The following is a 26737-nucleotide window of genomic DNA, read 5'->3' on the forward strand; positions in this document are numbered from 1 at the left end:
GCGAGATTATAGGGGCATTTTTTATTTTTGGCTAGTCTTGGCGAAAAGTTTTTTAAAAAATCTTGCCTATCACCTCGCCGACCAGCCGCAAAGCCTACTGCCGCCGGGCTTCCAGCACGCCCTTCACTTCGCGGATCACGGCCAGCGCCTTGATCAGTTGCGCGGTCGAACCGATCTCGGCGGTGAATCCCATGCGCGCCTGCCCCTTCACGCTTTGCGTGCTGACGCCGATGACATTGATTTTTTCGCGCAGGAAAATTTCCGAAATATCGCGCAGCAAGCCCTGGCGGTCGCCGGCCAGCACGAAGATGTCGACCGGATAAACGGTGTCCTTGCCCGAAGTGCCCCATTCGGTCTGGATGACGCGCTCCGGCGCCTTGCTGCTCATCTCGGCAAAGTTCTTGCAGGTCAGCCGGTGGATGGACACGCCCTTGCCGCGCGTGACGAAGCCAACGATGCTATCCGGCGGCGCCGGTTTGCAGCAGCGCGCCAGTTGCGTCATCAGACCTTCGGTGCCGACCACCAGCACGCCGGACTTGGCGCCCTGCACCACGCTCGATGCGCGGCTCTTGCGGGTGATAGAGGCTTCGTCGGGTTCGGCGTGCTTGCTTTCCTTGCCTTCCTCGCCCTCATGCAGCACCTGCTCGATCTGGCGCGGGCTGAATTCATCCTTGCCCAGCGACAGGCACAGGTCGTCGACCTTGGCGAAGCCGAGCTTGTGCGCGAGTTCTTCCAGGTTGACGGCGGTCTTGCCTTCGCGCTGCAGCGTTTTTTCCAGCACGGCGCGGCCATGGGCCAGCGTCTCTTCCTGTTCGATGGCGTTGAACCAGGCGCGCACCTTGGAACGCGTGCGCGAACTGACGGCGTAACCGGGACTCAGCCAATCGCGCGACGGACCGACGCCGGGGCCGCTCTTGACGGTGATGATGTCGACGGTCTGGCCGTTTTTCAGCGGCGTGTTCAGCGGCACCATGACGCCGTCGACGCGCGCGCCGCGGCAGCGATGGCCGACGTCGCTGTGCAGGTGATACGCGAAGTCGATCGGCGTGGCGCCGTTGGGCAGTTCGATCACGCGCGCTTGCGGCGTCAGGACGTAGATGCGCTCGTCGAGCGTGGTGGACTTGAGTTTCTCGACCCAGTCGCGACGTACGTCTTCCTGCTCGACCACGGCGTCGGAGACTTCGCTCTTCCACGCCAGCAGCTGGCGCAGCCAGGCAATCTTTTCGTCGTACTTTTGCGCTGAGAAATTGGAGCCGCCGCTTTCCTTGTAGCGCCAGTGCGCCGCCACGCCGTATTCGGCGAAGTGATGCATCTCGTGCGTGCGGATCTGCACTTCCAGCGGGCGGCCGTCTTCGGCGATCACGACCGTGTGCAGCGACTGGTAGCCGTTCTGCTTGGGTCGCGAAATGTAATCGTCGAACTCCTTGGGAATCGGCACCCAGATGTTGTGGATGATGCCGAGCACCGTGTAGCAAGTCTTGATGTCGTCCACGATGACGCGGAAGGCGCGTACGTCGTACAGCTCGGAGAAGTCGATGGACTTGCCGCGCATCTTGTTCCAGATGCTGTAGATGTGTTTGGGACGGCCGGAGACTTCCGCCTTGATGTCGGCGGCGGTCAGCTCGGTGCGCAAGCGGTCGATGGCGGAGGCGACGAATTCCGCGCGCTCGATGCGCTTTTCTTCCAGCATCTTGGCGATGCGCTTGTAAGTGACCGGCTCGATGAAGCGGAAGGACAAATCCTCCAGCTCCCACTTGAGTTGCCAGATGCCGAGGCGATTGGCCAGCGGAGCGTAAAGATCGAAGGTCTCGCGCGCATATTGCGCGGTGGTCTCGTTTTCCAGCTTGTTTTCGGCGAAATAGCGCAAGGTCGTCACGCGCGAGGCCAGGCGCACCAGCACCACGCGCATGTCGGTCGCCATCGCCAGCAGCATCTTGCGCAAGGTTTCGACCTGCGCCGCGGCCTGTTGCGCGGCGTTCTTGCCGCGCAAGACTTCCTGCGGATGCTGGAAGGTCAAGCCGTGGAAACGCATCAGCTGGCGCACGCCGGCGACCAGATCGGCGATGTCCTTGCCGAAGCGTTCTTCGATCGTCGCGGCGGCATCGAGATCGAGCACATGCAACTCGAACAGCAGACCGGCGATGCGCGTTTCGGCGTCGACGTTGAGCGCGGTCAGCACGCTGACCACGCCCTGCACGAACTGCAAGGCATCCTGCCCCGACGGAATCGGCTTGCCGGCATACAGCGGCTCGACGAAGGCCAGCGCGCTCAATACGCGCGCGCTGTCTTCCGGACTCAAACCGGCGACGATGGGGGCGGAGCCCTCTTGCGAAACTGCGACGACTGAAACCATGAAACCTTGCTTTGTTTATTTTTGGGCAGCGACGATGATGATCTCGACCAGCAATTCGGGACGAGCCAGCTTGGCTTCGACGGTGGCGCGCGGCGGCGTGTTGCCGGCAGGCACCCAGGCGTCCCACACGGCGTTCATGCCTTCGAAGTCCTTGACGTCGGCGATGTAGATCTGGCACGACAGGATGTTTTCCTTGCTGCTGCCGGCTTCGGCCAGCAGACGGTCGATGTGGCCCAGGACTTCGCGTGTCTGGCCTTCGATGTTCTGGGTGGTGTCTTCGGCGATCTGGCCGGCCAGATAGACGGTACCGTTATGGATCGCGGCTTCGGAGAGACGCTTGCCGACGTGGAGACGTTGTACTGTCATGATGTTTCCTCTATGAAGGTAAGGGTTGATGTCCGGTGTTGCCGGCTGTTTGCAGCCTTTTTATTGTTTATGGTTGGACGAATCAACCGGGTAATGATTCACACGACTCAGCCGATTCAGCCCAACAAAAAATCTTTCGCGACCTGGATCTGCCCGGCATGCATGAACGTCGGCGCATGGCCGACGCCTTCGAATTCCACCAGCGCGGCCTTGGGGCCGCGCCGCGTCATTTCTTCGGCCACCTCCGGCAGCAGCAGGTCGGATTGCTTGCCGCGCACCAGCAGCGTCGGGCAGCGGATCGCATCGTACGCAGCCCACAACATGGCCTCGCCCGCGCTCGCCGCTTCCGGCGTCATGGCCTTGAACGGCGCCGACAGTTGCAGATCATAATGCCGCGTCCACTTGCCGTCCTTGTCCTGGCGCAAGACATCCGCCGCCAGCTTGTGCCACTCTTCATCGGTATGCGGCCCGAAGGTCGCCGAGATGGCGCGGATATACTGCGCAGCTTCGTCAAAGGTCGTGAAGCGGATGTCCTGCCCGATGTATTCGCCGATGCGCGCCAGCGCCGACGCGTTGATGGAAGGGCCGATATCGTTGAGCACCAGGCGGCGCACCGGATTCTCCGGCATCGATGCAAGACCCATGCCAATCAGCCCGCCCATCGAGGTGCCGAACCAGTCCACCGACTCCGCATCCAGACGCGCCAGCAAGGTCACCATGTCGCTCACATATTGCGGAATCACATAATACTGCGGCGCCTGCAAGCGCCCCGAACGGCCGCGCCCGACCACATCCGGACACACCACCCGATACGTCTCGGACAACTCGCGCGCCATCACGTCGAAATCGTCGCTCACGCGCGTCACGCCGTGCACGCACACCAGCACATTCGGATTACGCGGATCGCCCCACTCCTTGTACGCCATCGAATGCAAACCGGCAGGCGAAATACATTGAACTGTCTTCAATACAGCTTGTGTCATGGTCTCGGCCAGGTGGTTGGAATATTCGATATTTTACTCCCTGACATGCTTGTTGTAGACCGGAAAGAGAAACGGCAAGCAAGAGCCGACCATAGGCCGGCCCGGCGCCCGCTCACCGGGAGCGCAGAGGAAAAAACGGAAGGAAACGGGAAGTCGCAATCACAATAGGCTGATTTCGGCCGGAGTCGCTGCTATAATGCGATCCTTTTCGGCGCTCCCGCGCCGCGAAAACCATCTGCCTGAGTGGTGAAATTGGTAGACACAGCGGACTTAAAATCCGCCGCTTACCTGGAAAGGGGCGTACCGGTTCGATTCCGGTCTCAGGCACCAAGAAGCAGTTTTCAAAGTCGTACAAAGAAGTCCGGCAAAGCCGCTAGAACGCCACGTTTCAGCGGCTTTTTGTTTTTTGACGTCCAACGAGACTTATTGCATCCGGTCGTTTTTGCTGCATATCAGGGATCTTTACACGCTTCACAAGGAACTCCTGAGAACGCCTGCTCAGAACAAAAATAATGGATCAAGGTCGTGGCGACCACAATATCTCGGACCGTACGCGGCGCAAGTCCATTTCGACTTCCATGTCGACAATTGGCGGACGCGTCAGATGCCAGGTCAATCCGCCGGATAAGTTACCGCGACGGATGATTTCGTCCTCAACCAAGCTGCCGATGTCGTGTACGGTGTAGACCTGCACCACGGCCGCATCGTCCCAGTCAAAGCCGAGTCCGGTGGTTCGTCGTTCCATCTCGGTCATCACGTAGTGAAGCTTCTCACGCAGGCCCGCGAGGCTAATGTCGCCAAGCCGTACCATGCTTTCGCGATAGCTTGCCTGGCCGTCGCGTGCTTCTCCACCACCGGATACCACGAAGTCTCCGGAGCTTGATGTTTCGGTAGTCTGGAAGGTGTAACAGAAGGCGTGGAAGACCGGCTCGGCAGGGATGTTGACCAGCGGGCAGACATTGGTACGCGCCACCGGATTACGATCCCCGCGCACGAGTCCCCAGGACTCAAGCGTTCTTGCGTATCGGCGATTGAATATCTCAAAGCCGGCCTCTGAGAACGGAGCCGGCGATCGCAGCTCGCAAGCGCACAGTGCCGTGAGCGGCCGCCCCATCGAAACCAAATGCGCTGCGATCGCCTCGAAGCCCTCTGTCAGCGGCATTGGCCGTTTGAACAGCACGCGCTCTATCAGATGTCCCGGTTGTGCCGCCACTCCGCCTGAATACTGGAACACTCCCTTCAGATAGCGATAGCCTCCTTCGGGGAAATTTATCAATTCAGTTCCATTCGCCATTCGATCCCTCCAAGTTTGCGCCCAGTATAGGAGGCCACCATGGTCGAGACAAGACGCATTCAGGCACGCGCCTGTTGCCGAAATCAGAACACCTCGGAAGACTTTCCGCCGTAACGGCCCATGGCGGAAACCAGCAGTTCCAGAAGCGCCCGCGCGGCCAATGACAGTCTCTGCGTCGGAAAGGTTACGAGGCTTGTCGCCGTTTGGGCGAAGTCGCGCTCCTTCAGCGGCACGGCACGCAAATTGCCATTCGAGACCTCATGCAGTGCTGCATAACGTGGCATTAGTGTGACCAAATTGCTGTTGCGCACCACACCGCGCGCCATCTCGAGCGTATTGGTCTCGATTGCAAGTTCAAGATGCACCTGGAGCCTGGACGCTATGCGGTCCACCAAGTGTCGGATTTGAAATGACCGGTCGGGCAGTGCCAGGCGCTCACCGGATAATTCATGAAACGAGACCGAACGTTTTTTCGCAAATGGATGCGTGGGTGAAACCAGCGCGCACAATGGTTGTTCAAGTCGCGCATGTTCACGCAATACATGTTGTTCCGGAAGGTTGAAGGCCAGTGCCATATCGATGCGACCGGCCTGCTGGGCCTCAACCACAGCGCGCGATCCAAGCACCAGGACCTGCACTTTTACCTGCGGATAACGCTCCTGATAGCGTGCCAGATTGCTGGCGAGGAAGTGCTCGACCATGCCTTCGATGCTACCGATGCGCACCACGCCGGAAGGCGTCCCCATCAATTCCTGCAATGCCGTGCGGAGCGTTTCGCTCTCCTCAAGCACCGCTTCCGCATGTGCGAACACGAGTTCGCCGGCAGGCGTCAAGGTCGTGCGATTACTTCGACGGTCGAGCAGCAGAACCTTTAGTTCAGTTTCAAGATTGGCGATCTGCCGGCTGACGGCACTGGGCGCAATGCCCAGGCCTTCGGCAGCCCGACGCAGTGAGCCCGCACGCGCCACTTCGCGAAAGTAGAGCATCGAAATCGAAAGCATCATGGTCCTCTTGTCAAGACTGAACCGCCCCGGGTTTAGGGGCGGCTGGTTGGTTTAAAGTTGAGCTTAACGCTGGCCCGATATGAGCGCTCCATTTTATGTCCTTCTTCATTAGAGAAAAAAACATTGGGAATTATTGCGCGACGATCGTCCCCAAGCCGTTCATCTTGGCGTTACCATACCTCTCCAACGCGTGACAATCATCGAGGAATACAGTCTGTGCAAATCTGACCATCTGAAAACTCCAGGACGAAACCATGAAAAAACCGGGCGCAAGCGAAGGTCAATCCGCATCTGACCTGATCTCCCAAAAAATCGCCACCCTCGCAGACTGGCGCAGCGCAACCCTCACCAAAATGCGTGAGCTGATCCGGCAAGAAGATCCGGAAGTCATCGAAGAAATGAAATGGGGCGACGTCCCCGTCTGGTCACACGACGGCATCCTCTGCACCGGCGAGTCCTACAAGAAGGTGGTCAAGCTGACCTTTGCCAAGGGCGCGTCGCTGCAGGATCCTGCGTCGCTGTTCAACGCGAGTCTCGATGGCAATGCGCGTCGCGCGATCGATATTTATGAAGGGGAAGAGATTGATGCGGCGGCGTTCAAGGCCTTGATTCGTGAGGCGATAGCCTTCAATAGTGCCGGCAAGTCGGCTGCAAAACCGAAGTCTGTGAAGAAGGCTAAGGATTAGACTTACTGCGGACATGGCAGCGGTCGACGCTGCCAACTTTGATCAGAGGCGGTCTTTGAGAGGCGCGCATCCAAAACCGCTTTCGCTCCGGAACAACTTCCCTCCCCGCCCTCAGCATTCAGCACTTACACGCAAGACTTACAACGCCACTCAAGCGTCCCGCTCCACGCGATTCCTGCCGCCGTGTTTAGCCTTGTACAGCGCCGCATCGGCACGTGCATAAGCATCTTCAAAATCGGCGCCGACCTCGCTCCAGGAGATGCCGAAGCTGGCTGTCACCGGGCGTGACGGCAGGCAGGGGAAGACCTCTTGCACGATCGCCAGCCTGATTTCTTCCGCGATCACCACCGCTGCGTCGAGCGACACGCCGGGCAGCAGTATGGTGAATTCTTCGCCGCCGACGCGGCCGATGTCGCCTTCGCCGCTGAGGGTTCTGCGCAGGCGATTTACCAGTTCGCGGATGACGGCGTCGCCGGTGGGGTGACCGAATTCGTCGTTGATGCGCTTGAAGAAATCGATGTCGAGAACGACGAGGGACAGCGAAGTGCTCTTGAGGAAATGATGCGCGCGCTCGAAGATGGCGCCGCGGTTCAACGCACCGGTGAGGTTGTCGTGCCTGGCCTTGTAATCCAGCTCGTCGCTCAGTTGTTTCAGCCTGGAGTTGACCTGATTGAGCTCGCGTTCGGTGCGGTCGCTGCGCGCGATCAGGCGACGGCTTTCGCGCATGAGCCTGCCGTAACTTTTGACCAGCTCTTCCAAGGCCTGCCGATATTGGTCCGGATCTTCGGCGCCGTCCGCCACTACCCGGGTGGCGCGGGCAAGAACCGCCGTCTCCGCTTCAAAAAGGTCGACGTCCGTCATAGGCTTTTTACTGCGTGATCGTGGAAGACGAGATTAGGGAAGTCTTCGCTCAGTTCCTGCCCGAATTCGAAGATGGTATCGTCTTCTTCGTCGTGATACCAGTTGAGGACGACTTCGGTGCCGGACTTGGCTTTCTCGTTGAGCGTGCCGAACAGCGAGAACAGCATCTTGGTGCTGGAGCTGTTGAAGTAGGCCAGCGCCACGTTGACCGCGATGGTCGTTCCCTCCGCGTCCTGCTCCAGGAACTGGCGCAGCACGGCGATGATGTCGCCCCAGAACTGCGCAGCGTTTTCCGGATAGGATTCCCCTTTCAGCGAGAGCTTGCGCTCGTCGAAACGGAAATCCACTTCGGGGGAACTCGGACTGGCCGCTATAAATAAGTTATCCATATTTGCATTCTTCATTCAGATAAACCGCGAACAACACCTCTCCCGTCATCGCCACGCATGACGGATCAGATCGTTGCCCTTAAATAAAACATTGACGTGCCGTCAGCGGCCGGCGGCGAGAATTCGAACTCCAGCGGTGCGCTGGCGTCGCGCGCCATCGTCAGGAAACCGAGACCAGCGCCTTTGCTGTCCGGCGGCGTCTCGGAGCGCAGCATTTCCTTATACTCCGATTTGATTTCGTCGATGGTGAGCGAGCGCAGATGTTCGAGCTTTTCGCGCAGCTTTTCGGCGACGACGGCATTGACCGGATTGGAACAATGCAGGTAGTAGCGCTCGTCGGTCAGCGAAATGAACACCGCGCCATGACGCATCGATGCCTCGGAGATGCCTGCCTTCTCATACGAGTCGGCCGAGTAATGCACGATGTTTTGCGTCATTTCAATGAACGAAGAAAACAGCTTGCGGCGCGTCACCGCGACCGCGCCGGTGTGCTCGGCGCGCAGCTTGACGGCATCGGCCATCGCGGCGATGATCGTTTGCGAAAAATAACCGACATAGTAAAAAATCACGTCGCGCCGCTCGACGCACCGGTTGAAATCATCCCACTGCTGCTGAATCGCGTTCATGGCTATCTGCACTCAAATCTGCTTGCTGTTAATCGATCCGCGCAGGCGGAAACTGAAAAAGGTCAGGTCATCGCGGCGACGCTGATGGCCCTGGTAGTTCTTTTGTTCTTCCATGATTTTCTTGCCGAACGCCGACATGGACAGATCGCGATTGGCGAGCATGGCGTTGCGCAGGCGCTGCTTGCCGAAGGCGATGTTCTTCGGGCCGCCGATCTGGTCGATGATGCCGTCGGTGGCCGTCATGACGACGGCGCCTTCGGTCAGTTGCACGCTGCGGTTGCTCCACTTCATGTCGTCGGGGGTATCGATGTAGCCGAGACCGGTGCGCGAACCATCCAGGGTCTGTACTTCTTCTGCGCCAGGCAAGAGCACCAGCAAAGGCATCTTGGCGCTGGCGTAGGTGAGGCTGTCGGTGGCCGCTTCGAACCAGAAGAAGCAGGCATCCATGCCGTCGTCGGACTCCGAGTGCTGCTCGGCCGTGGCGTGCTGTCCGAGTACGCGCTTCATGCCGCGGTTGACCTCGCCCATGACGCGCGCCGGATCGTGCGGGCCGTGTTGCTCCAGCGCCTGCTTGAGCGAGGACGACGCGATCAGGGTGAGGAACGCGCCCGGCACGCCGTGCCCCGTGCAATCGGCCACCGCGGCAAACCAGCCGTCGGCATAGCGTTCGAAATGATAGAAGTCGCCGCCCACCACGTCGCGCGGCTCCCAGACCAGGCAGGCATCGGCAAGCGCCTGCGACATCGCCGTGCGTGAAGCGCTCAGCATGGCGCGCTGGATCACGCTGGCGTAGTCGATGCTCTGCATGACCTGGCGGTTTTTTTCCGCCTGCAACGCCACCATCATGCGCATCAGATCGAGGCCGGAGCCGAGGCCGGTAAATTTGCCCTGGTCGACGATCATGAAGCCGTCCGCCAGCGTCTTGTCGCCGGATTCCACTGCCAGGGCGCCGAGCGTCTCGATGGAGGTGTCGACCTCGACAATGAGCGGGTCCTTGTCCATGAACGCGATGCAGCTCTTCTTTTCGTAGAGCTCGCGGTGGTAAGGCTTGGACATCTGCGACATGAAGATATTGCGGCTGATGAGCCCGATCGGATGACCGTCCTCCAGCACCGGCAAGCTGATCAGCTCGCGATGCCGCCCGAATACCTCCAGGACCTTGGCGTTGTTCTCTTCGAAGGTCACTGCGGGTACGCTCACCGCCAGCGCACTGGCTGTCGGTTGTTGCAAATGACGCCCCACAGCCGGCGCAAGACTAAAATCGGTGTCCACGTGGTCCCAATCCCGGTTAACGGCAAATTGTTGTTTAACCAGCAATTTTAGTTAACTAGTGTGACAGCGATATGACGCTCTCCGCGCCCAGGCCAGGCGGGCTGTGCCGGCTTCGGCGCCGCCCCAAAGGGCTATTGCCTGACGCTCAGCCGATATGCCGTGGTCTGGCGGTAGACTTGGCCCGGCCGCAGGATGACGGCTTCCCGCTCCGGGGTGTTGACCTGATCCGGATAAGCCTGTGCTTCCAGGCAAAAGCCGTCATGCATGGCATAGGGTTGCGGCGCGCGTCCCTGCACGCCTTGCAGGAAATTGCCGCTGTAGAACTGCAGGCCGTTCTCGGTGGTCGAGACGGTCAGCTCGCGACCGGAGCCCGGATCGTAGACCGTCGCCACGTCGCGCAAGGGCTGGAAGCGGCGTCCCGGATCGGCGATGTCGCCGTTTTCCCGGCGCAGGCAATAGCAGTGGTCGAAGCCACCGGCCACTTTCAGCTGCTCGTCGGGCCAGGCCAGCCGGGGACCGATCGGCGCCGGCTGGCGGAAGTCGAAAGCGCTGCCGGCGACCTTGGCGAGCTTCTCGGGAATCAGCCGGCGGTCGACCTGCAGATAGGCGTCGGCGTCGATGGACAGAATATGGTCGCAGATGTCGCCGGCGCCGCCGTTAAGGTTGAAGTAGCCGTGCGAGGTCAGGTTGAGCGGCGTGGGCGCATCCGTCGTGGCGGTGTAGTCGATGCACAAGCGGCCGTCGTCGTCCAGGCGATACAGCACCGAGACCAGCACATTGCCGGGAAAACCTGCCGCGCCGTGCGGCGACGCCAGCGTCATCCTCAGGCCTTCGGGATCGGTCTGCACCTGCCACGGCATCAGGTGAAACCCGCCCTCGCCGCCGTGCAGATGGTTGTCGCCTTCATTGCGGTCGATCTGGTAGTCGACGCCGTCCAGCGTGAAGCTGCCGTTGGCGATGCGATTGCCCCAGCGGCCGATCACGCCGCCGAAGTAGGCGGGGTTGGCGAGGTAGCCTTCGCTGCCGGCGTAACCGAGCAGGACGTCGGCTTCGCGGCCGTAGCGATCCGGCGCCCACCACGAAATCAGCGTGGCGCCGCGGTCGCTGATGACCACGCGCATGTCGTGTGCATTGCGCAAGGTGTAGAGGGTGACGCCGTGTTCGGCGGGGGCGCTGGTGATGGTGAAATGTGTCATCGTCTGGAAAATTGGCGATGGATTGACGCGGTCAATCCATTCGTTGATTTGTTCGCGTGCCTGTTCGTTCGCGTGCATGTCAGTTGCCGTTGGCGTGTTCTCTCACGGCCGGTGCGATCATCGGCGGTGCCGCAACAGGAGATTTTTTCTTCGACAGGTAGACGGATTTCCGGGACGCATCGTCGCCGGCCATCTGCTCCTGATATTCCCTCGGCGTGCAACCGAGTTCGCGCTTGAAGACGGCGTGCATGTATTGCACCGACGTAAATCCGCAAGTGACGGCAATGTCGGCGACGTTGCTGTCGGCCTGTTGCAGCAGGCGCTTGGCGGCGTCGAGTTTGAAACGCAGGATCTCGTCGTGCACGCTGCGCCCCAGCTCGCGACGGAAATACCACTCCAGCGAAGAGCGCGAGATGCCGACATAGTCGGCCACCTGTTCGGTCTTGATGCCCTGGCAGGCGTATTGGCGGATGAAATGCATGGCCTGCATCACGTGCGGATGATTGCGCGCCTCGTGGCGGCTCGACGCCAGCACGTTGATGCCGGCCGGCGGCACCAGGATCCGCGTGTCGGCAAAACGCGCGCCGTGCAGCATCTGGTGCAGCAAGTGCGCTGCCGTGCGTCCCATCTCGACCGTTCCCTGAATCACCGAACTCAATGGCACCCGCGTCAGGATGCGCGCCAGCGGATCATTGTCGATACCGATCAACGCAACTTGCTCGGGCACCGCAATGCCTGCGCACAAACACGCCTGCAACAACTGACGGGCACGCGCATCGGTCACGGCAATGATGCCGATCGGCTTGGGCAAGCTGCGCACCCAGGCGATCTGCTGCTCGACGGCGGTATCCCAGGACTGCGCGCTGGTGCCGACGCCGCGATAGATATGTCCCTGAATGCCGTCGCGCTGCATCAGCGCTTCGAAAGCTTTTTCACGCTCCTGCGCCCAGCGGTTGACGTCCGCCTTGGGCAGGCTGAAGCAGGCAAAATTTTGCAGTCCGGCTTCGATCAGATGGTCATAGGCCAGCTTCACCAGTTTGAAATTGTCGGTCGCGACGTAGGGAACGTCTCGCGGATAGTCGGCAGCATCGGCATAGGATCCGCCGACGGCTACCACCGGCAGATGCACTCCCGCCAGGGCTTCGCACGTGGCCGGATCGTCGAAGTCGGCGATGATGCCGTGCCCCTGCCAGCGCTCGATGCCCTGCAGGCGGCAGCGAAAATCCTCCTCCAGGTACAAGTCCCATGAGGCGCGCGTGCTGGTGAGGTATTCACCGATGCCGGCAATGATGTCGCGATCGAATATCTTGTTGCCGTTGAACAGCAGCGCAATGCGATGCACGGTCGGTACTCTTGTCACTCCGCTGTCTCCTGATGTCTCGCTGCCGGGCCTGCGACCGTCGGAATTTTTAATTGGCAGATTGCCATCTATTCTTTTTCCGGTCTTCCGATTTGCGCTCTGTGTCGGTCTTGTTATTCCAGCCTGCCGATTGTACCGAGGCGTCAGCGCCGCGTCAGGCCAAATACGGCTTTGTGCGACTGCAATAGAAAGAATCGCTATCCCGGTTGGTGAATTTCGTAATTGTAGACGCCTGTCGCTGATTGCTAGTATGGCTCCACATCAAAACCGGTGGTGATCTTTCGTCCGGGAATGATGGCGTAATAGCAGATGAACAGCGGATGAGCAGCGGATGAGCTGAGCGCCTTCCACCCTGAGTTTGCGGGGCCGGACAGCGAACCGCTTCATCCTCCCGGCATGGCGGCGAACCACAAATCAAACCACGAAAAGTCGCCGGAAAGAAAAGACCGATGCCGACCATGCGCGGGAGCATCCCCCCTTAAAAATCATAATGAAACTGGAGACCTGGCAATGAACGCAATCCTGAAAAAAAGTGTATTGGCATTGATGGCGGTGACCACGATTTCGCTGGTCAGCACGAGCGCCATGGCGGACGCCAAGAATCCGAAAATCGGCTTTTCGATTGACGACCTGCGCGTCGAACGCTGGGCGCGCGATCGCGACTTCTTTACCGCAGCGGCAGAAAAACTGGGCGCCAAAGTATTCGTCCAGTCGGCCGACGCCAGCGAAGCACGCCAGATTTCCCAGATCGAAAACCTGATCTCGCGCGGCGTCGACGTGATCGTGATCGTGCCGTTCAACGCGACCGTGCTGACCAACACCATCAAGGAAGCCAAGAAGGCCGGCATCAAGGTACTGTCGTATGACCGCCTGATCCTCAATGCGGACGTCGACGCCTATATTTCCTTCGACAATGAAAAGGTCGGCGAAATGCAGGCCGAAGGCGTGGTCAAGGCGCAATCGAAGGGCAACTTCTACCTGCTGGGCGGCTCGCCCACCGACAACAACGCCAAGATGTTGCGCGAAGGCCAGATGAAAGTGCTCAAGCCCTACATCGACAAGGGCGACATCAAGATCGTCGGCCAGCAATGGGTGAAGGACTGGAATCCGACGGAAGCCTTGTCCATCGTTGAAAACGCGCTGACCGCCAACAACAACAAGATCGACGCCATCGTCGCCTCCAACGACGGCACCGCCGGCGGCGCCATCCAGGCGCTGGCTGCGCAAAAGCTGGCCGGTAAAGTCCCGGTCTCAGGACAGGACGCCGACCTGGCCGCCGTCAAGCGCGTGGTCGCCGGCACCCAGACCATGACCGTGTACAAACCGCTCAAGCTGATCGCCACGGAAGCGGCCAGCCTGTCGGTGCATTTGGCCCGCAACGAGAAGCCGGCTTACAACTCGCAATACGACAACGGTTTCAAGAAGGTCGACACCGTGCTGCTCAAGCCGATTCCGCTGACCAAGGCCAACGTCAACGTGCTGGTGGACGACGGTTTCTACACGCAAGCGCAAATCGGCGGCAAATAACAACAAGAAATCATCCGGACGGGCCATGCGCCTGTCCGGCCTTGTCGCGTCGTCTTGTCCGATTGCGGTTGACGGTTACGCGTGGCAGCGTGACCGGTCCGCAGTTTTTACTCCACGAGAGCATGCATGTCTGAGTATTTGTTAGAAATGAAGGGCATCGTCAAGAAGTTTGGCGGCGTCCGCGCCCTGGATGGCATCGACATCAAGATCAAGGCCGGCGAATGCGTCGGCCTGTGCGGCGAGAACGGCGCCGGCAAATCTACGCTGATGAAAATCCTGTCCGGCGTCTATCCGCACGGCACATGGGACGGCGAAATCCTGTGGGACGGCAAGCCGCTGACGGCGCAATCCGTGCGCGACACCGAAGCCGCCGGCATCGTCATCATCCATCAGGAGCTGATGCTGGTGCCCGAGCTGTCGGTGGCGGAAAACATTTTCATGGGCCACGAGCTGACGCTGGCCGGCGGCCGCATGAATTACCCGGCCATGTACCGCCGCGCCGAAGAGCTCATGCGCGAGCTGAACATGCCCGACATCAACGTCGCCCTGCCGGTCATGCAATACGGCGGCGGCCATCAGCAACTGGTGGAAATCGCCAAGGCGCTCAACAAGAAGGCGCGCCTGCTGATCCTCGACGAACCCTCTTCGTCGCTGACCTCGTCGGAAATCGCGGTCCTGCTCAAGATCATCAAAGACCTCAAGGCCAAAGGCGTGGCCTGCGTCTACATCTCGCACAAGCTCGATGAAGTGGCGGAAGTGTGCGACACCATTTCGGTGATCCGCGATGGCAAGCACATCGCTACCACGCCGATGCAGGCGCTCGACGTGGACCAGATCATCACGCAAATGGTCGGCCGCGAAATCACGACCATGTATCCGACGCGCGACCACGAGATCGGCGAAGTGATTTTCGAGGCACGCCATGTCACCTGCTTCGACGTCGACAATCCCAGGCGCAAGCGCGTCGACGACGTCTCGTTCTCGGTGCGCCGCGGTGAAATCCTCGGCATCGCCGGGCTGGTCGGCGCCGGACGCACCGAGCTGGTCTCGGCGGTGTTCGGCGCGTATCCGGGCCGCCATGAAGGCAAGGTGCTCATGAACGGCGCCAGGGTCGACACCGGCACGCCGCTCAAATCGATACGCCTCGGCCTGTGCATGGTCCCGGAAGACCGCAAGCAGCACGGCATCGTACCCGACCTCAGCGTCGGCCAAAACATCACGCTGACGGTGCTCAAGGATTTTTCGCGCCGTACGCGCATCGATGCGGAATCGGAACTGAAGACCGTGCAGGACGAGATCGTGCGCATGCAGCTCAAGACCGCCAGCCCCTTCCTGCCGATCACCGGCCTGTCGGGCGGCAATCAGCAAAAGGCGGTGCTGGCCAAGATGCTGCTGGCGCGACCCAGGGTGCTGATCCTCGACGAACCGACGCGCGGTGTCGACGTCGGCGCCAAGGCGGAGATCTACCGGCTCATCTCGGAACTGGCCAGGCAAGGCGTGGCCGTGATCATGGTGTCGTCCGAACTGGCCGAAGTGCTGGGCGTGTCCGATCGCGTGCTGGTCATCGGCGAAGGCAAGCTGCGCGGCGACTTCATCAACCGGAACCTGACGCAGGAGATGGTGCTGGCTGCCGCCATCAACCAGTCGCCGCAGCACCGCACCTTGCAAGCCACGGCATAAGTAAAACAACCTGGAATCAATCCGCATGAATTCGCTCAACTCAATCAGTTCGACCAACATCAAGCAGCTTTTCAGCCGCTACAAAATCATGGCGCTGCTCATCGCCATCGCCATCATCTGGGCCTTCTTCAGCTGGAAGACCGAAGGCGGATTCGTGACGCCGCGCAATCTCTCCAATCTGCTGCGCCAGATGTCCGTGACCGGCATCCTCGCCTGCGGCATGGTGCTGGTGATCATCGCCGGCGAGATCGACCTGTCGGTCGGCTCCCTGCTCGGCCTGCTGGGCGGCGTCGCCGCGATCATGGACGTCACCCACCACTTGCCGCTGCCGCTCAACCTGGCGCTGGTCTTGCTGTGCGGTCTCGCACTGGGATTGTTCAACGGCTACCTGACCGCTTACATGCGCATCCCCTCCTTCATCGTCGGCCTCGGCGGCATGCTGGCGTTTCGCGGCGTGCTGCTGGGCGTGACCGGCGGTCTGACGATCGCGCCGGTGTCCAGCGACATGGTCTATCTGGGGCAAGGCTATCTGCCGCAACAACTGGGCGTGGCGCTGGTGATCGTGCTGTTCGTCCTCGCCCTGGCACTGACCTGGCGTCAGCGCGCCAACCGCGTACGCCATGCGCTGCCGGTGCATGCGCTGTGGCGCGACGCGGCGAAGGTGCTGGTCATCGGCGCCGTGCTGCTGGCCTTCGTGCGCACGCTCAACAGCTATGACGGCATCCCGGTGCCGGTCTTGCTGTTACTGGCCCTGCTCGGCCTGTTCAGCTACATCACGACGCAGACGGTATTCGGCCGCCGCATCTATTCGGTCGGCAGCAACATGGAAGCGACGCGCCTGTCGGGCGTCAACGTGCAGTCGGTCAAGCTGTGGGTGTTCGGCATCATGGGCGTGATGTGCGCGCTTGCCGGCCTGGTCAATACCGCGCGCCTGGCGGCGGGTTCGCCATCGTCGGGCAGCATGGGCGAACTGGACGCCATCGCGGCCTGCTTCATCGGCGGCACCTCCATGCGCGGCGGCTCGGGAACCATCTACGGCGCGCTGATCGGCGCACTGGTGATGGCGAGTCTGGACAACGGCATGTCGATGCTCGATGTCGGCACCTATTGGCAGATGATCGTCAAGGGCAGCATTCTGATGCTGGCGGTGTGGGTGGACGTAAGCACCCGTTCCGGACGCTGAGCGCTGAATACGCTGAGATCAATACGACTGTTCACACAGGAAAGTGCCATGCAATCCAGGATGCAATCAATTCACGCACAAGCGGTTTTACCCGCAGATCTGTCCGATGCCTTGCTGGTCGGACGCGTCTGGCGAAACAGCAAAATCAATGGTCCCTGCGTCGTCGTGGTTCGCCGTGGCGAGGTGTTCGACATCACCGCCACCGCACCGACCTCGGCGGATTTGCTGGACGCTGAAGACCTGTTGGCGCTGGCGCGCCACGCGCCGGGCGAGTCGTTGGGCAACGTGGCGGATCTGGTCCGCGATGCGCTTGATCCCTTGTCGGACAAGCGGTTCCCACAACTGCTGGCGCCTTGCGACATTCAACCGATCAAGGCCTGCGGCGTGACCTTTGCGGTCAGCATGCTGGAGCGCGTGATCGAAGAAAAGGCTGCCGGCGACGCCAGCCGCGCGGAGTCGCTACGCAAGGAATTGCAGGCGATCATCGGCTCCGACCTGTCGGCGATCCGGCCGGGATCGGAAGCGGCGATGAAGCTGAAACAGGAGTTGCTCAAGCGCGATGCCTGGTCGCAATACATGGAAGTCGGCATCGGCGCCGATGCCGAAGTGTTCTCCAAATCACAGGCCATGTCGGCGGTCGGACTGGGCGCCGATGTCGGCCTGCATCCCGAATCGCAATGGAACAATCCCGAGCCGGAGATCGTACTGGCAGTCAACAGCCGCGGCCAGGCCGTCGGCGCCACGCTGGGCAACGACGTCAATCTGCGCGATATCGAAGGCCGCAGCGCCCTGCTGCTGGGCAAGGCCAAGGACAACAATGGTTCGTGCGCCATCGGCCCGTTCATTCGCTTGTTTGACGAGCGCTTCACCATCGATACCGTACGGCAGGCGGAAGTGACTTTGCTGATCGAAGGCGAGGATGACGGATTCCGTCTGAACGGCGCCAGCTTCATGCGCGAGATCAGCCGCGACCCACTCGACCTGGTGGCGCAAACCTGCGGCGCGCATCATCAGTATCCGGACGGTTTCCTGCTGTTTTTGGGCACCATGTTCTCGCCGATCAAGGACCGCGACGCCGCCGGTTCCGGCTTTACCCATCATCTGGGCGACCGCGTCACCATCGCCAGCCCGGCGTTGGGCGCGCTGGTCAACCGCGTGCAGCGCTGCGACGCCATCGCGCCGTGGACCTTCGGCATCCGCGCCCTTTATCAACATCTTGCCGGGCGTGGCCTGGCGGGAACTTCGCCATCTTCCTGGAGTGCATCAGCATGACCGCATCAGTTCACACCGCGCCGACCTCATCGGTCTCATCCACCACGATGGAGCACGCCGTTTATCGCAGCCTGGCCGGCAAGCGCGTCGTCATCACCGGCGGCGGCACCGGCATCGGCGCCGCGCTGGTGGAAGCCTTCGCCGGACAAGGCGCGCAGGTCTTCTTCCTCGACATCGCCGTGGAAGAATCGCGCGCGCTGGAAGCATCGCTGAAACATGCGCCGCTGCCGCCAACCTTCCTGCACTGCAATCTGCTCGATCTGGATGCGCTGGCGGCAAGCTTCATCAGCATCGAAAAAATGGCCGGCGCCGTCGACATCCTGATCAACAACGCCGCCAACGACGATCGCCACAAGATCGCCGACGTCAGCCCGGCGTATTGGGACGAGCGCATGGCGGTCAACCTGCGCCATCAGTTCTTTTGTGCGCAAGCGGTGACGCCGGGCATGCGAGAACAAGGCCGCGGCGTGATCCTTAATTTCGGTTCGATTTCCTGGCATCTCGCGCTGCCCAGCCTGACGCTGTACATGACCGCCAAGGCGGCGATCGAAGGCCTCACGCGCGGTCTGGCGCGCGACCTCGGCCCGCACGGCATCCGGGTCAACTGCATCATCCCCGGCGCGGTGCGCACGCCGCGCCAGATGCGCCTGTGGCACAGCCCGGAAGAAGAGGCCAAGATCCTCGCGGCGCAATGCCTGTACGAGCGCGTGGAGCCGCACGACGTCGCCGCGCTGGCGCTGTTCCTGGCGTCCGACAGCGCAGCCAGATGTTCCGGCCGCGACTATTTCGTCGACGCCGGCTGGTACGGTGCATGATTGCCACCGCGCCCGTCTGTGTATGGCTGGTCGGCGCCGAACTGGGCGAAGGACCGGTCTGGCACGCGCGCGAGGAAATGCTCTATTTCGTCGACATCAAGGGCGGCGCGATACACCGCTGCGCTGCGGATGGCAGCCGGCGCCAAAGCTGGGCGGCGCCACGCGCGCCGGGCTTCATCGTGCCCTGTGACGATGGCGATTTTGTCTGCGGACTGCAAGGCGGCCTGTATCGCTTCAGCCCGGCCGCCGGCAGCTTTTCGCTGATCCAGGCGGTTGAGACCGATCTGCCCGGCAACCGTCTCAACGACGGTTTCGTCGATGGCCGCGGGCGACTCTGGTTCGGCTCGATGGACAACGCCGAAGAACAGCCGAGCGGTGCGCTGTATCGCTGGGAATCACCTCGCGGCCTGTCGCCGCAAGACCGCGACTACGTCATCACCAACGGTCCCGCCGTCAGTCCCGACGGACGCACGCTGTATCACACCGACACGCTGGCGCGGACGATTTACGCCTTCGATCTCGACGATGCCGGAACGCTGTCGCGCAAACGCGTGTTTGCAAAAATCGAAGGAAGCGGCTATCCCGACGGCATGGCGGTCGATGCGGAGGGTTATGTCTGGATCGCCTTGTTCGGCGGTTGGCGCATCGAACGGTTCTCGCCTGCGGGGATACTCATGGAGGCCGTCCAACTGCCTTGCGCGAATGTGACTAAACTAGCGTTCGGCGGGCAGGACTTGCGCACCGTCCATGTCACCACGGCATGGAAAGGTTTGTCGCCCGACGAACGCCGACAGCAACCGCTTGCGGGCGGATTGTTTTCTTTCGTCGCCGGCACGCCGGGCCTGGCTCAACATCAGCTGATCACGAAGCAGTCAACAACAGAGGTAGAGAAGTGAAGAATCAACAGACACCACGCCGGTTCCGCTCGCAGGACTGGTTCGACAATCCCGACCATATCGACATGACCGCGCTGTATCTGGAGCGCTTCATGAACTACGGCATCACGGCCGAGGAATTGCGTTCCGGCCGGCCGATCATCGGTATCGCGCAGAGCGGCAGCGACATCAGCCCGTGCAACCGCATCCACCTCGAACTGGCGCGCCGCGTGCGCGACGGCATCCGCGATGCAGGCGGCATTCCGATGGAATTTCCGCTGCATCCGATCTTTGAAAACTGCCGCCGTCCGACCGCGGCGATCGACCGCAATCTGTCTTATCTCGGGCTGGTGGAAATCCTGCACGGCTATCCGATCGATGCGGTGGTCCTGACCACGGGCTGCGACAAGACCACGCCGGCGCAGATCATGGCGGCGTCCACGGTGGACATCCCCGCCATCGTGCTGTCGGGCGGACCGATGCTCGACGGCTGGATGGACGGTGAACTGGTGGGCTCCGGCGCGGCGATCTGGAAGGGCCGCCGTCAATTGTCGGCGGGCATTATCGACAATGAAAAATTCCTGGAAATCGCGGCGGCGTCGGCCCCCTCTTCCGGCCACTGCAACACCATGGGTACGGCTTCCACCATGAACGCCATGGCCGAAGCGCTCGGCATGTCGCTGACCGGTTGCTCCGCCATTCCGGCGCCGTATCGCGAACGCGGCCAGATGGCTTACGAAACCGGTCGTCGCATCGTCGGCATGGCGCATGAAGACCTGCGACCGTCGGTGATTCTCACGCGTGAAGCCTTCCTTGACGCCATCGTCGTGAATGCCGCCATCGGCGGTTCGACCAACGCCCAGCCGCACATCATGGCGATGGCGCGCCATGCCGGCGTGGAGCTGAATTCCGACGACTGGATGCAGTACGGCTACGACGTGCCGCTGCTGCTCAACATGCAGCCGGCCGGAAAATATCTGGGCGAACGCTTCCACCGCGCCGGCGGCGTGCCGGCCATCATGTGGGAACTGCAACAGGCAGGAAAACTGCGCTCCGATCGGCTCACCGCGACCGGCAAGAGCATGGTGCAAAACCTGGAAGGCCGCGAGAGCCATGACCGTGAAGTGGTGTTCCGCTTCGACGCGCCGCTGCGCGAACGCGCCGGCTTCCTGGTGTTGAAGGGCAATCTGTTCGACTTCGCCATCATGAAGACCAGCGTCATCTCGGACACCTTCCGCGAGCGCTATCTCAATACTCCCGGCAGCGAAGGCATCTTCGAATGCAAGGCGGCGGTGTTCGACGGTTCCGACGATTACCATGCGCGCATCAACGACCCGGCGCTGGGTATCGATGAAAACACCATCCTGGTGATTCGCGGCGCAGGTCCGGTCGGCTGGCCTGGATCGGCCGAAGTGGTCAACATGCAACCGCCCGACGCGCTGCTGCGCCGCGGCATCACCACGCTGCCGACGCTGGGCGACGGTCGCCAGTCCGGCACCTCGGACAGTCCGTCCATCCTCAATGCATCGCCGGAAAGCGCCGTCGGCGGCGGCCTGGCTTATCTGCATACCGGCGACACCATCCGCATCGATCTCAACACAGGGCGTTGCGACATGCTCATCAGCGACGAGGAACTGGCCAGGCGCAAGGCCGAAGGCATCCCTGCCGTGCCGCCCAGCCAGACGCCGTGGCAGGAGATTTATCGCAGCACCGTCGGCCAGCTGGAAACCGGCGCCTGCATGGAACTGGCGGTCAAGTACCAGGGCGTGGCGAAGGTCTTGCCGCGCCATAACCACTAAACGGCTGCCGCCGGCGCCCGGATGAACGTCTCCGGGGCCGGGCCGGCGTCAATCTAAAATCGCTGCGCGCTGAACGGCGCCAGATCGATTTCCGCAGTCTGGCCAGTCAACAGTTGAGCGACCAGACGCCCGGTTCTCGCCGAGGTGCCTAGTCCGATATGTCCGTGACCAAAGGCATGGATCACATCCGTGCTGCGCGTCGACGGCCCGATGCACGGCAGGCCGTCGGGCATGCTGGGCCGCCGTCCCAGCCAGTAGCGCACGCGGCTGGCCGGCAGATCGCGCGGCAACGCGGGGAACAGCTGCAGCGCGAGGTCGCGCATGATCTCGGCGCGACGCCAGTCGGGTTCGGCCTCGAAGGAGGCGATCTCGACCTGGCCGGCCACGCGCAAACCCAGCTCGGTCTGCGTGGCGATGACCTTGCGGTCCATGATCATCATCGGCGTACGCGGATGCCCTTCCGGGTTTTCCACCATGGCGTGATAACCGCGTTCGGTTTCCAGCGGCACCTTGTCGCCGGCTTGCGCCGCCAGCATTTTCGATTGTGCGCCGGCGGCGATGACGGCGGCGTCGCACACGATGTCGCCCTCTTCCGTGCAGACCGCGCTCAGGCGATCGCCGGTGAAGCGGAATCCGGTCGCCGTGACCGCTTGCAGGCGTGCACCGCGATCGCAAGCGTGCCGGATCAGCGCGGCGATATACGCGCCGGGATTGCGGCAGTGGCCCGCTTCACCGATATAGACGCCGAATCCGTAGCCGGGATCGAGGTCGGGCTCGCGTCGGCGTAACTCCTCCACTTCCAGCTCTTCCCACGAAATGCCGAACGCGCGCCGGATGCGCCAGCCTCTGGCGTCGTTCTCGAAATGCTGCCGCGAACGATAGACGTGCAGCAGGCCGCCGAGCTCGATCAGTTGCCCGACGCCGGCCTTCCCGGCAATTTGCTGATGCAAGGGAGCCGCACCGGCGAGCAAGGTTCGCAAGGCTTTGGCGGTCTCGGTGATGCGCGCCTCCGTCGAACCGGCGATCAGATAGCGCAGCAGCCAAGGCAAGGTGCGCGGCAGATAGCGCCAGCGAATCGACAAGGGTCCCAAAGGATCGGCCAGAAAACCCGGCACCTTCTTCCAGACGCCCGGTTCGGACGGCGGCAGGATGGAATGCGACGACAGCCATCCGGCGTTGCCGTAGCTTGAGGCATGCTCGCCTCCGGGCGTGCCTGGATCGACGATGGTGACCTGCAAACCCTGGTCGAGCGCATGCAGTGCGCTCATTGCACCGATGGCGCCGGCACCGATAATGACGACATGGCGTGACGCTGAAGATCGGGAGGATGGGTTATGGGGCGGAGATGATGACGGAATGAGGGACATGAAATTTGATCGGTATCCTGAATTGCCCGAAGTGTCGAGCGCAGGAATATATCTTACCGCGATACCTGCCGGCAGGCCGAATCCCTGCCTGGCATATCTGTGATATCTGTGAGCGAGCGGGATTGCCGCCTTATGTGGTGAAAGGATAAATCGGTTGCGTTACCGCGATCAGCAACAACGTTGCCATGACAAAAAACAGGCTGACGCCAGCGACGACTGTTAATGCGATTTTCTGGAAACGCTTCATGACTGCCCCCTCCCCCAAAAATGATGCGTTGCGCCGGACGTTGGCTTCGACCGGCGTTATCTGCTGAAATCCTGATTTGCCACGATCCACAGGACTGCGGCCAACAGTCCCGCCACCAACACGGCCAGCACATGCAAGAGCCAATCGAAAGTCATCATGCCTCGCCTCGCGTTTGATCGACACGGCGTCATCGCATCGGCAGACGCGATGATCCGTGTATGGGAGCAAGTATAAAAAGATGCACGGGAGAAGTTCGTCAGCGCGGCGTAAAACGCTGAAAAGTTTTGCAAAGAAAGGAACGTCGAAGAAACGACAAGAGCGTGCCGGTCGCGAGCAAAAAGGAAGGTTCGCACAGATGAAAATTTTGCACTTCTTCTTTTCACGCCGGGTCGGCATGATCATGAATGAAGATGAACGGAGCCGTCATGCAAGGGATGATCTCAATGACAATGAAATGTGTAGATGCAATTGCAAAAGCGCACATTTGTTGTCGAATTTCTTGATGGAACGGCAATGAAACGAAAATATTTCATCCGTTTTGCACAAGTGACGCCACGCCCGATCTTCGCTTCGTGCTAGGATTTTGCTATTCAAGGGAGAGTTACAGAATGTCCGACGGTCACGATTGCGTTGAACTACCGACCATCATCAACAATGTTGAGTATGTGCTTCAGAGCCGTACGGTAGCGGCTACGGATGGGGTGCAGTACAGCGAATACCGTGTGCTGCTGGAGGGCCTTGTTGTCAAATCATGGACGCCTGGCGACATCCGCGCCTACTTCTCGATTCCCGGCTGAAAAGCGCACTTCGCTGCAAGTGCGCCGGCATGACGATCAGCTCGCCATGCTTGCACGCCGCGCCAGAATCTTCTCGATCTTTTCTTTCAGCGTTGCTGCGTTGAACGGCTTGACGATATAGCCGTCCGCGCCGGCTTGCGCCGCTTCCACGATATTCTCTTTCTTCGCTTCCGCAGTGATCATCAGCACAGGCAAATGCGCCAGCGACGGTGTTGCGCGAATCTTCTTGAGAAGAGCAAGGCCGTCCATCACCGGCATGTTCCAGTCCGTCAGAACAAACGTGATCGATGCGGCGCCGGCTTCCAGAATCTTCATTGCGGCAGACCCGTCTTCGGCTTCGGCCATTTTGGTGAATTCAAGCTCCTTGAGCAAACCGGTAACGATGCGCCTCATGGTGGAGAAGTCATCCACTACCAGAAAATATTGATCATCTTTCATTTGAATAATTTGTGTCTTGCAGTGTTAAGAGTGAGAGAAATTATCTAAATTTTTCTATTTTTTTCGCATTTTAAGGCGCTTCGAATTATTTCAATATTTTGCCGCAAACCAACAATATAAATATTGTTTTTAATAAAAAAGACTAATAATCATCAGAAAAATAACGAATATTGGCCCCACTATCTAAAGACATTGCCAATCAACGAGGCGTTCCTGATCTGTATAGCGAAATCATTAAAGTATTTTTTCGTATAAAAACACGAAATAGCTGAATCAAGCACCTTTGCCTTCCTAAACTCGGGCAAACTTCATGCCTATGCTGCGCACCGGGTAGAGAACGAGTCACCGGTCGATGACACGCTCGCGCCACTGTGATCGGAGAAACGTCCATTGATCAAGGCGGCGGCCTGGGAACGCATGCATATGGCCGCTCAAGAATCGTTTTTTAGCGAGGAACCGGAAAGACCAGCACTCTTCTAAAGTTTTCGTTGGCACCTACGCCCTTCTCACTTCAGGAGTTTCACATGTCGTTGCGATTTTCCGTCTTGCTGTCTTTTTGTTTGCTGCTAGCGGCATGCACCAAGATTACTCAAGAAAACTATTCGAAATTATCTGCAGGAATGCACAAGGAAGACGTGGAAAAATTGTTGGGTAAACCCACTGATTGTTCTGGAGCACTGGGCATGTCGAGTTGTACATGGCGTGACAAAGACAGCTCCGTCAGCGTGCAATACGCCGGCGACAAAGTACTGATGTTCTCAGGACAAGGGCTGAAGTAGAACTACTTCTTCAACAGCTCAATAGCGTCTTCAGCAACGCTGCGCAAATTGGTGATCGTGGCGTTCAGATCGGCCAATTCACGTGCCGTAGGAGGTTCATCCATCCCTCCCTTCACCAGCGACGCCTTGATGATCGTCGCCGCCATGTGCCAGGCTGCACGATTATGCGCGTTGATCAACTCCCTGCGGATCCGCTCCAGTTCCGCTTTCTTCGTTTTATCCATCGCTATCTTTAGCTTGTCGGTTGGTCGAATCTGACTGCCGCCCAAGTTTCATGAAATTTCCATGCGGAAATATAACATGAAGCCCCGGGATCATACTATGCATCAATTCTTTCAAGCTCGTGACTCGCATTCAGTACAGTATATTGTTACTGCGCAATAAACCTTACACCTTATTTGTTAACTGAAATGAATAATTTTGAATATTAAATAGAATTTTTTACATGCACCTGATCTACGTCAATGTATCTCCTGGCCTGACGCCGTCAAGCAGAGACCGTCAAGTTCATCCCATTACCAGCCCGTAGCCAGTTCATGCGTCAGTTCGGCGGCTGGAATCTCTTTGCAGCCACGCGCATTCTGGCCCGACCATAATGGCGAGAAATCCCCGCTGCCCTGGCTCTCCGCCTTGCTGCGCAACGGTGAGATAGCGGAAGTCGCCAGCGGAAAGGCCGGCGCAGCGGCGCTTAACGCGCCCAGCTCGCGCATGAGGCGGTTGACCACGCCACGCGCGGGGCCGCCGGTAAACAGATTGGTCAGCGCCGTATGTTCCACGGCATCGCTCTTCAATATGGCGCGATGAATCGCGCTGGTGCTTGCTTCGGGCGTGAGCATATAGGCCGTGCCGATCTGCACGCCCGCCGCGCCCAGCAGTTTTGCAGCGGCCACGCCTTTGGCGTCGACGATGCCGCCGGTGGCGATCACGGGGACGTTTACTGCACGCACGATTTGCGGCAGCAAGGCGAAGGTGCCGAGCTGCGTGGAAATGTCATGCGACAGGAAAAAACCGCGATGTCCTCCCGCTTCCAGACCTTGCGCGATGATGGCGTCGACGCCCTGCTCTTCGAGCCAGCGTGCTTCCGCCACGGTGGTTGCCGAGGACAGGACTTTGGCGCCCCAGCTGCGTACGCGCGCCAGCAATGCGGCGCTGGGCAAGCCGAAATGGAAACTGACCACGGCCGGCTTGAATTCACTCAGCAATTCGGCGGCTTCTTCCGTGAACGGCGCGCGGCCGGGGCCGGTCGGGATGGCGTCGGCATCGATGCCGAATTCCCGGTAATACGGCGCCAGCGCAGCGCGCCAGGCGGCCTCGCGCGCCGCATCGGGTTCGGGCGGGATGTGGGCAAAGAAATTGACGTTGTAAGGTTTGTCGGTGCCTGCCCGGATTTGCGTCAGTTCCTTGCGCAAGGCGTCGGAAGTGAGCATGGCGCACGGCAGGGAACCCAGTCCGCCGGCATTGGATACGGCGGTGACCAGTGCATGGCCCTGTACGCCAGCCATTGGCGCCTGGATGATTGGCAAATCTATGCCGAGCAGCTGCTGCAACGATTCCATGTTTTCTCCGGT

Annotated in this window: 26 protein-coding genes and 1 tRNA gene; 11 read left to right on the plus strand and 16 right to left on the minus strand. The window is 60.2% G+C overall.

Going from position 1 to position 26737, the window contains the following annotated elements:
- Positions 1-94 precede the first annotated feature (94 nt).
- The 3 genes from PMI16_RS19815 to PMI16_RS19825 all read right to left on the minus strand — a co-directional run bounded on the left by PMI16_RS19815 (position 95) and on the right by PMI16_RS19825 (position 3702).
- Positions 95-2353 (minus strand): RelA/SpoT family protein, encoded by a 2259-nt coding sequence (locus tag PMI16_RS19815; RefSeq protein ID WP_007882835.1) that lies wholly within the window; start codon positions 2351-2353, stop codon positions 95-97.
- A gap of 15 nt (positions 2354-2368) precedes the next feature.
- Positions 2369-2719 (minus strand): RidA family protein, encoded by a 351-nt coding sequence (locus PMI16_RS19820; RefSeq protein WP_007882836.1) that lies wholly within the window; start codon positions 2717-2719, stop codon positions 2369-2371.
- Between the two features lie 116 nt (positions 2720-2835).
- Positions 2836-3702 carry an alpha/beta fold hydrolase gene (locus tag PMI16_RS19825; protein ID WP_034381344.1) on the minus strand — a complete coding sequence of 289 codons (867 nt, stop codon included), beginning with the start codon at positions 3700-3702 and terminating at the stop codon, positions 2836-2838.
- Positions 3703-3939: 237 nt separating this feature from the next.
- Here PMI16_RS19825 and PMI16_RS19830 point away from each other — a divergent pair.
- Positions 3940-4032 (plus strand) — tRNA-Leu (locus PMI16_RS19830).
- A gap of 187 nt (positions 4033-4219) precedes the next feature.
- Here PMI16_RS19830 and cnbZ read toward each other — a convergent pair.
- Together cnbZ and PMI16_RS19840 are read right to left on the minus strand one after the other, a co-directional pair.
- On the minus strand, positions 4220-4996 hold the full coding sequence (gene cnbZ, locus PMI16_RS19835; RefSeq protein WP_007882838.1) for a 2-amino-5-chloromuconate deaminase CnbZ: 777 nt from the start codon (positions 4994-4996) through the stop codon (positions 4220-4222).
- 83 nt (positions 4997-5079) lie between these two features.
- Positions 5080-6000 carry a LysR family transcriptional regulator gene (locus PMI16_RS19840; RefSeq protein ID WP_034381346.1) on the minus strand — a complete coding sequence of 307 codons (921 nt, stop codon included), beginning with the start codon at positions 5998-6000 and terminating at the stop codon, positions 5080-5082.
- A gap of 254 nt (positions 6001-6254) precedes the next feature.
- Between PMI16_RS19840 and PMI16_RS19845 the strand changes: the two genes are divergently transcribed.
- Complete coding sequence (locus tag PMI16_RS19845) at positions 6255-6686, plus strand: DUF1801 domain-containing protein (protein ID WP_007882841.1); 432 nt, start codon at positions 6255-6257, stop codon at positions 6684-6686.
- A gap of 150 nt (positions 6687-6836) precedes the next feature.
- On the opposite strand, the gene PMI16_RS19850 is transcribed toward PMI16_RS19845, so the two are convergent.
- The 6 genes from PMI16_RS19850 to PMI16_RS19875 all read right to left on the minus strand — a co-directional run bounded on the left by PMI16_RS19850 (position 6837) and on the right by PMI16_RS19875 (position 12390).
- Positions 6837-7547: a GGDEF domain-containing protein gene (locus tag PMI16_RS19850; RefSeq protein WP_007882842.1), complete on the minus strand. Its 711-nt coding sequence runs from the start codon at positions 7545-7547 to the stop codon at positions 6837-6839.
- Positions 7544-7936: a DUF1987 domain-containing protein gene (locus PMI16_RS19855; protein WP_007882844.1), complete on the minus strand. Its 393-nt coding sequence runs from the start codon at positions 7934-7936 to the stop codon at positions 7544-7546. The genes PMI16_RS19850 and PMI16_RS19855 overlap by 4 nt, the downstream gene beginning before the upstream one ends.
- Positions 7937-8001: 65 nt before the next feature.
- On the minus strand, positions 8002-8562 hold the full coding sequence (locus PMI16_RS19860) for a SiaB family protein kinase (RefSeq protein WP_007882847.1): 561 nt from the start codon (positions 8560-8562) through the stop codon (positions 8002-8004).
- A gap of 12 nt (positions 8563-8574) precedes the next feature.
- The gene (locus PMI16_RS19865; protein ID WP_007882849.1) at positions 8575-9834 is read right to left on the minus strand and encodes a SpoIIE family protein phosphatase; all 1260 of its coding nucleotides are present in this window, start codon (positions 9832-9834) and stop codon (positions 8575-8577) included.
- Positions 9835-9965: 131 nt separating this feature from the next.
- Positions 9966-11030, minus strand: a complete 1065-nt coding sequence (locus PMI16_RS19870) for an aldose epimerase family protein (RefSeq protein ID WP_034381406.1) — start codon at positions 11028-11030, stop codon at positions 9966-9968.
- 79 nt (positions 11031-11109) lie between these two features.
- The gene (locus PMI16_RS19875) at positions 11110-12390 is read right to left on the minus strand and encodes a XylR family transcriptional regulator (protein ID WP_007882856.1); all 1281 of its coding nucleotides are present in this window, start codon (positions 12388-12390) and stop codon (positions 11110-11112) included.
- Between the two features lie 546 nt (positions 12391-12936).
- On the opposite strand from PMI16_RS19875, the gene xylF reads away from it, so the two are divergent.
- The 7 genes from xylF to PMI16_RS19910 all read left to right on the plus strand — a co-directional run bounded on the left by xylF (position 12937) and on the right by PMI16_RS19910 (position 21541).
- The gene (gene xylF, locus PMI16_RS19880; RefSeq protein WP_443134901.1) at positions 12937-13917 is read left to right on the plus strand and encodes a D-xylose ABC transporter substrate-binding protein; all 981 of its coding nucleotides are present in this window, start codon (positions 12937-12939) and stop codon (positions 13915-13917) included.
- 126 nt (positions 13918-14043) lie between these two features.
- Positions 14044-15597 carry a D-xylose ABC transporter ATP-binding protein gene (xylG, locus tag PMI16_RS19885; RefSeq protein WP_007882858.1) on the plus strand — a complete coding sequence of 518 codons (1554 nt, stop codon included), beginning with the start codon at positions 14044-14046 and terminating at the stop codon, positions 15595-15597.
- Between the two features lie 25 nt (positions 15598-15622).
- Positions 15623-16780, plus strand: coding sequence for a sugar ABC transporter permease (locus PMI16_RS19890; protein WP_007882859.1), 1158 nt, complete (start codon positions 15623-15625; stop codon positions 16778-16780).
- Between the two features lie 60 nt (positions 16781-16840).
- On the plus strand, positions 16841-18052 hold the full coding sequence (locus tag PMI16_RS19895) for a fumarylacetoacetate hydrolase family protein (protein ID WP_034381409.1): 1212 nt from the start codon (positions 16841-16843) through the stop codon (positions 18050-18052).
- A 47-nt stretch (positions 18053-18099) separates the two neighbouring features.
- Entirely contained in the window at positions 18100-18867 is a 768-nt protein-coding gene (locus PMI16_RS19900) for an SDR family NAD(P)-dependent oxidoreductase (RefSeq protein ID WP_034381349.1), read from the plus strand.
- A complete protein-coding gene (locus PMI16_RS19905) occupies positions 18864-19763 on the plus strand; it encodes an SMP-30/gluconolactonase/LRE family protein (RefSeq protein WP_007882863.1) in 900 nt (299 codons plus the stop codon). Before PMI16_RS19900 ends, PMI16_RS19905 begins: the two co-directional genes overlap by 4 nt.
- Positions 19760-21541, plus strand: coding sequence for an IlvD/Edd family dehydratase (locus PMI16_RS19910; RefSeq protein ID WP_007882869.1), 1782 nt, complete (start codon positions 19760-19762; stop codon positions 21539-21541). Before PMI16_RS19905 ends, PMI16_RS19910 begins: the two co-directional genes overlap by 4 nt.
- A gap of 53 nt (positions 21542-21594) precedes the next feature.
- On the opposite strand, the gene PMI16_RS19915 is transcribed toward PMI16_RS19910, so the two are convergent.
- Both PMI16_RS19915 and PMI16_RS26065 read right to left on the minus strand, forming a co-directional pair.
- Positions 21595-22908, minus strand: coding sequence for an NAD(P)/FAD-dependent oxidoreductase (locus tag PMI16_RS19915; protein WP_051994686.1), 1314 nt, complete (start codon positions 22906-22908; stop codon positions 21595-21597).
- Between the two features lie 130 nt (positions 22909-23038).
- A complete protein-coding gene (locus PMI16_RS26065; protein WP_157212713.1) occupies positions 23039-23557 on the minus strand; it encodes a hypothetical protein in 519 nt (172 codons plus the stop codon).
- Between the two features lie 206 nt (positions 23558-23763).
- Between PMI16_RS26065 and PMI16_RS19920 the strand changes: the two genes are divergently transcribed.
- Positions 23764-23952, plus strand: coding sequence for a hypothetical protein (locus tag PMI16_RS19920; RefSeq protein WP_007882874.1), 189 nt, complete (start codon positions 23764-23766; stop codon positions 23950-23952).
- Positions 23953-23988: 36 nt separating this feature from the next.
- Here the strand turns inward: PMI16_RS19920 and PMI16_RS19925 are convergent, their stop codons facing one another.
- Positions 23989-24390 carry a response regulator gene (locus PMI16_RS19925; RefSeq protein ID WP_007882876.1) on the minus strand — a complete coding sequence of 134 codons (402 nt, stop codon included), beginning with the start codon at positions 24388-24390 and terminating at the stop codon, positions 23989-23991.
- A gap of 524 nt (positions 24391-24914) precedes the next feature.
- Between PMI16_RS19925 and PMI16_RS25455 the strand changes: the two genes are divergently transcribed.
- On the plus strand, positions 24915-25169 hold the full coding sequence (locus PMI16_RS25455) for a hypothetical protein (RefSeq protein ID WP_007882878.1): 255 nt from the start codon (positions 24915-24917) through the stop codon (positions 25167-25169).
- A 2-nt stretch (positions 25170-25171) separates the two neighbouring features.
- Here PMI16_RS25455 and PMI16_RS19930 read toward each other — a convergent pair whose 3' ends face one another.
- Both PMI16_RS19930 and PMI16_RS19935 read right to left on the minus strand, forming a co-directional pair.
- Positions 25172-25393 carry a hypothetical protein gene (locus PMI16_RS19930; RefSeq protein ID WP_007882879.1) on the minus strand — a complete coding sequence of 74 codons (222 nt, stop codon included), beginning with the start codon at positions 25391-25393 and terminating at the stop codon, positions 25172-25174.
- A 291-nt stretch (positions 25394-25684) separates the two neighbouring features.
- Positions 25685-26725, minus strand: coding sequence for an NAD(P)H-dependent flavin oxidoreductase (locus PMI16_RS19935; protein WP_007882881.1), 1041 nt, complete (start codon positions 26723-26725; stop codon positions 25685-25687).
- Between the last annotated feature and the right edge of the window lie 12 nt (positions 26726-26737).

Source organism: Herbaspirillum sp. CF444 (assembly GCF_000282135.1).
In the GTDB taxonomy this organism is placed as follows: domain Bacteria; phylum Pseudomonadota; class Gammaproteobacteria; order Burkholderiales; family Burkholderiaceae_D; genus Herbaspirillum.

Coding starts and splice junctions, on each gene's coding strand:
- PMI16_RS19815 (WP_007882835.1), bottom strand. CDS start 2,353: ATGGTTTCAGTCGTCGCAGTTTCGCAAGAGGGCTCCGCCCCCATCGTC.
- PMI16_RS19820 (WP_007882836.1), bottom strand. CDS start 2,719: ATGACAGTACAACGTCTCCACGTCGGCAAGCGTCTCTCCGAAGCCGCG.
- PMI16_RS19825 (WP_034381344.1), bottom strand. CDS start 3,702: ATGACACAAGCTGTATTGAAGACAGTTCAATGTATTTCGCCTGCCGGT.
- cnbZ (WP_007882838.1), bottom strand. CDS start 4,996: ATGGCGAATGGAACTGAATTGATAAATTTCCCCGAAGGAGGCTATCGC.
- PMI16_RS19840 (WP_034381346.1), bottom strand. CDS start 6,000: ATGATGCTTTCGATTTCGATGCTCTACTTTCGCGAAGTGGCGCGTGCG.
- PMI16_RS19845 (WP_007882841.1), top strand. CDS start 6,255: ATGAAAAAACCGGGCGCAAGCGAAGGTCAATCCGCATCTGACCTGATC.
- PMI16_RS19850 (WP_007882842.1), bottom strand. CDS start 7,547: ATGACGGACGTCGACCTTTTTGAAGCGGAGACGGCGGTTCTTGCCCGC.
- PMI16_RS19855 (WP_007882844.1), bottom strand. CDS start 7,936: ATGGATAACTTATTTATAGCGGCCAGTCCGAGTTCCCCCGAAGTGGAT.
- PMI16_RS19860 (WP_007882847.1), bottom strand. CDS start 8,562: ATGAACGCGATTCAGCAGCAGTGGGATGATTTCAACCGGTGCGTCGAG.
- PMI16_RS19870 (WP_034381406.1), bottom strand. CDS start 11,030: ATGACACATTTCACCATCACCAGCGCCCCCGCCGAACACGGCGTCACC.
- xylF (WP_443134901.1), top strand. CDS start 12,937: ATGGCGGTGACCACGATTTCGCTGGTCAGCACGAGCGCCATGGCGGAC.
- xylG (WP_007882858.1), top strand. CDS start 14,044: ATGTCTGAGTATTTGTTAGAAATGAAGGGCATCGTCAAGAAGTTTGGC.
- PMI16_RS19890 (WP_007882859.1), top strand. CDS start 15,623: ATGAATTCGCTCAACTCAATCAGTTCGACCAACATCAAGCAGCTTTTC.
- PMI16_RS19895 (WP_034381409.1), top strand. CDS start 16,841: ATGCAATCAATTCACGCACAAGCGGTTTTACCCGCAGATCTGTCCGAT.
- PMI16_RS19900 (WP_034381349.1), top strand. CDS start 18,100: ATGGAGCACGCCGTTTATCGCAGCCTGGCCGGCAAGCGCGTCGTCATC.
- PMI16_RS19905 (WP_007882863.1), top strand. CDS start 18,864: ATGATTGCCACCGCGCCCGTCTGTGTATGGCTGGTCGGCGCCGAACTG.
- PMI16_RS19915 (WP_051994686.1), bottom strand. CDS start 22,908: ATGTCCCTCATTCCGTCATCATCTCCGCCCCATAACCCATCCTCCCGA.
- PMI16_RS26065 (WP_157212713.1), bottom strand. CDS start 23,557: ATGATCATGCCGACCCGGCGTGAAAAGAAGAAGTGCAAAATTTTCATC.
- PMI16_RS19920 (WP_007882874.1), top strand. CDS start 23,764: ATGTCCGACGGTCACGATTGCGTTGAACTACCGACCATCATCAACAAT.
- PMI16_RS19925 (WP_007882876.1), bottom strand. CDS start 24,390: ATGAAAGATGATCAATATTTTCTGGTAGTGGATGACTTCTCCACCATG.
- PMI16_RS25455 (WP_007882878.1), top strand. CDS start 24,915: ATGTCGTTGCGATTTTCCGTCTTGCTGTCTTTTTGTTTGCTGCTAGCG.
- PMI16_RS19930 (WP_007882879.1), bottom strand. CDS start 25,393: ATGGATAAAACGAAGAAAGCGGAACTGGAGCGGATCCGCAGGGAGTTG.
- PMI16_RS19935 (WP_007882881.1), bottom strand. CDS start 26,725: ATGGAATCGTTGCAGCAGCTGCTCGGCATAGATTTGCCAATCATCCAG.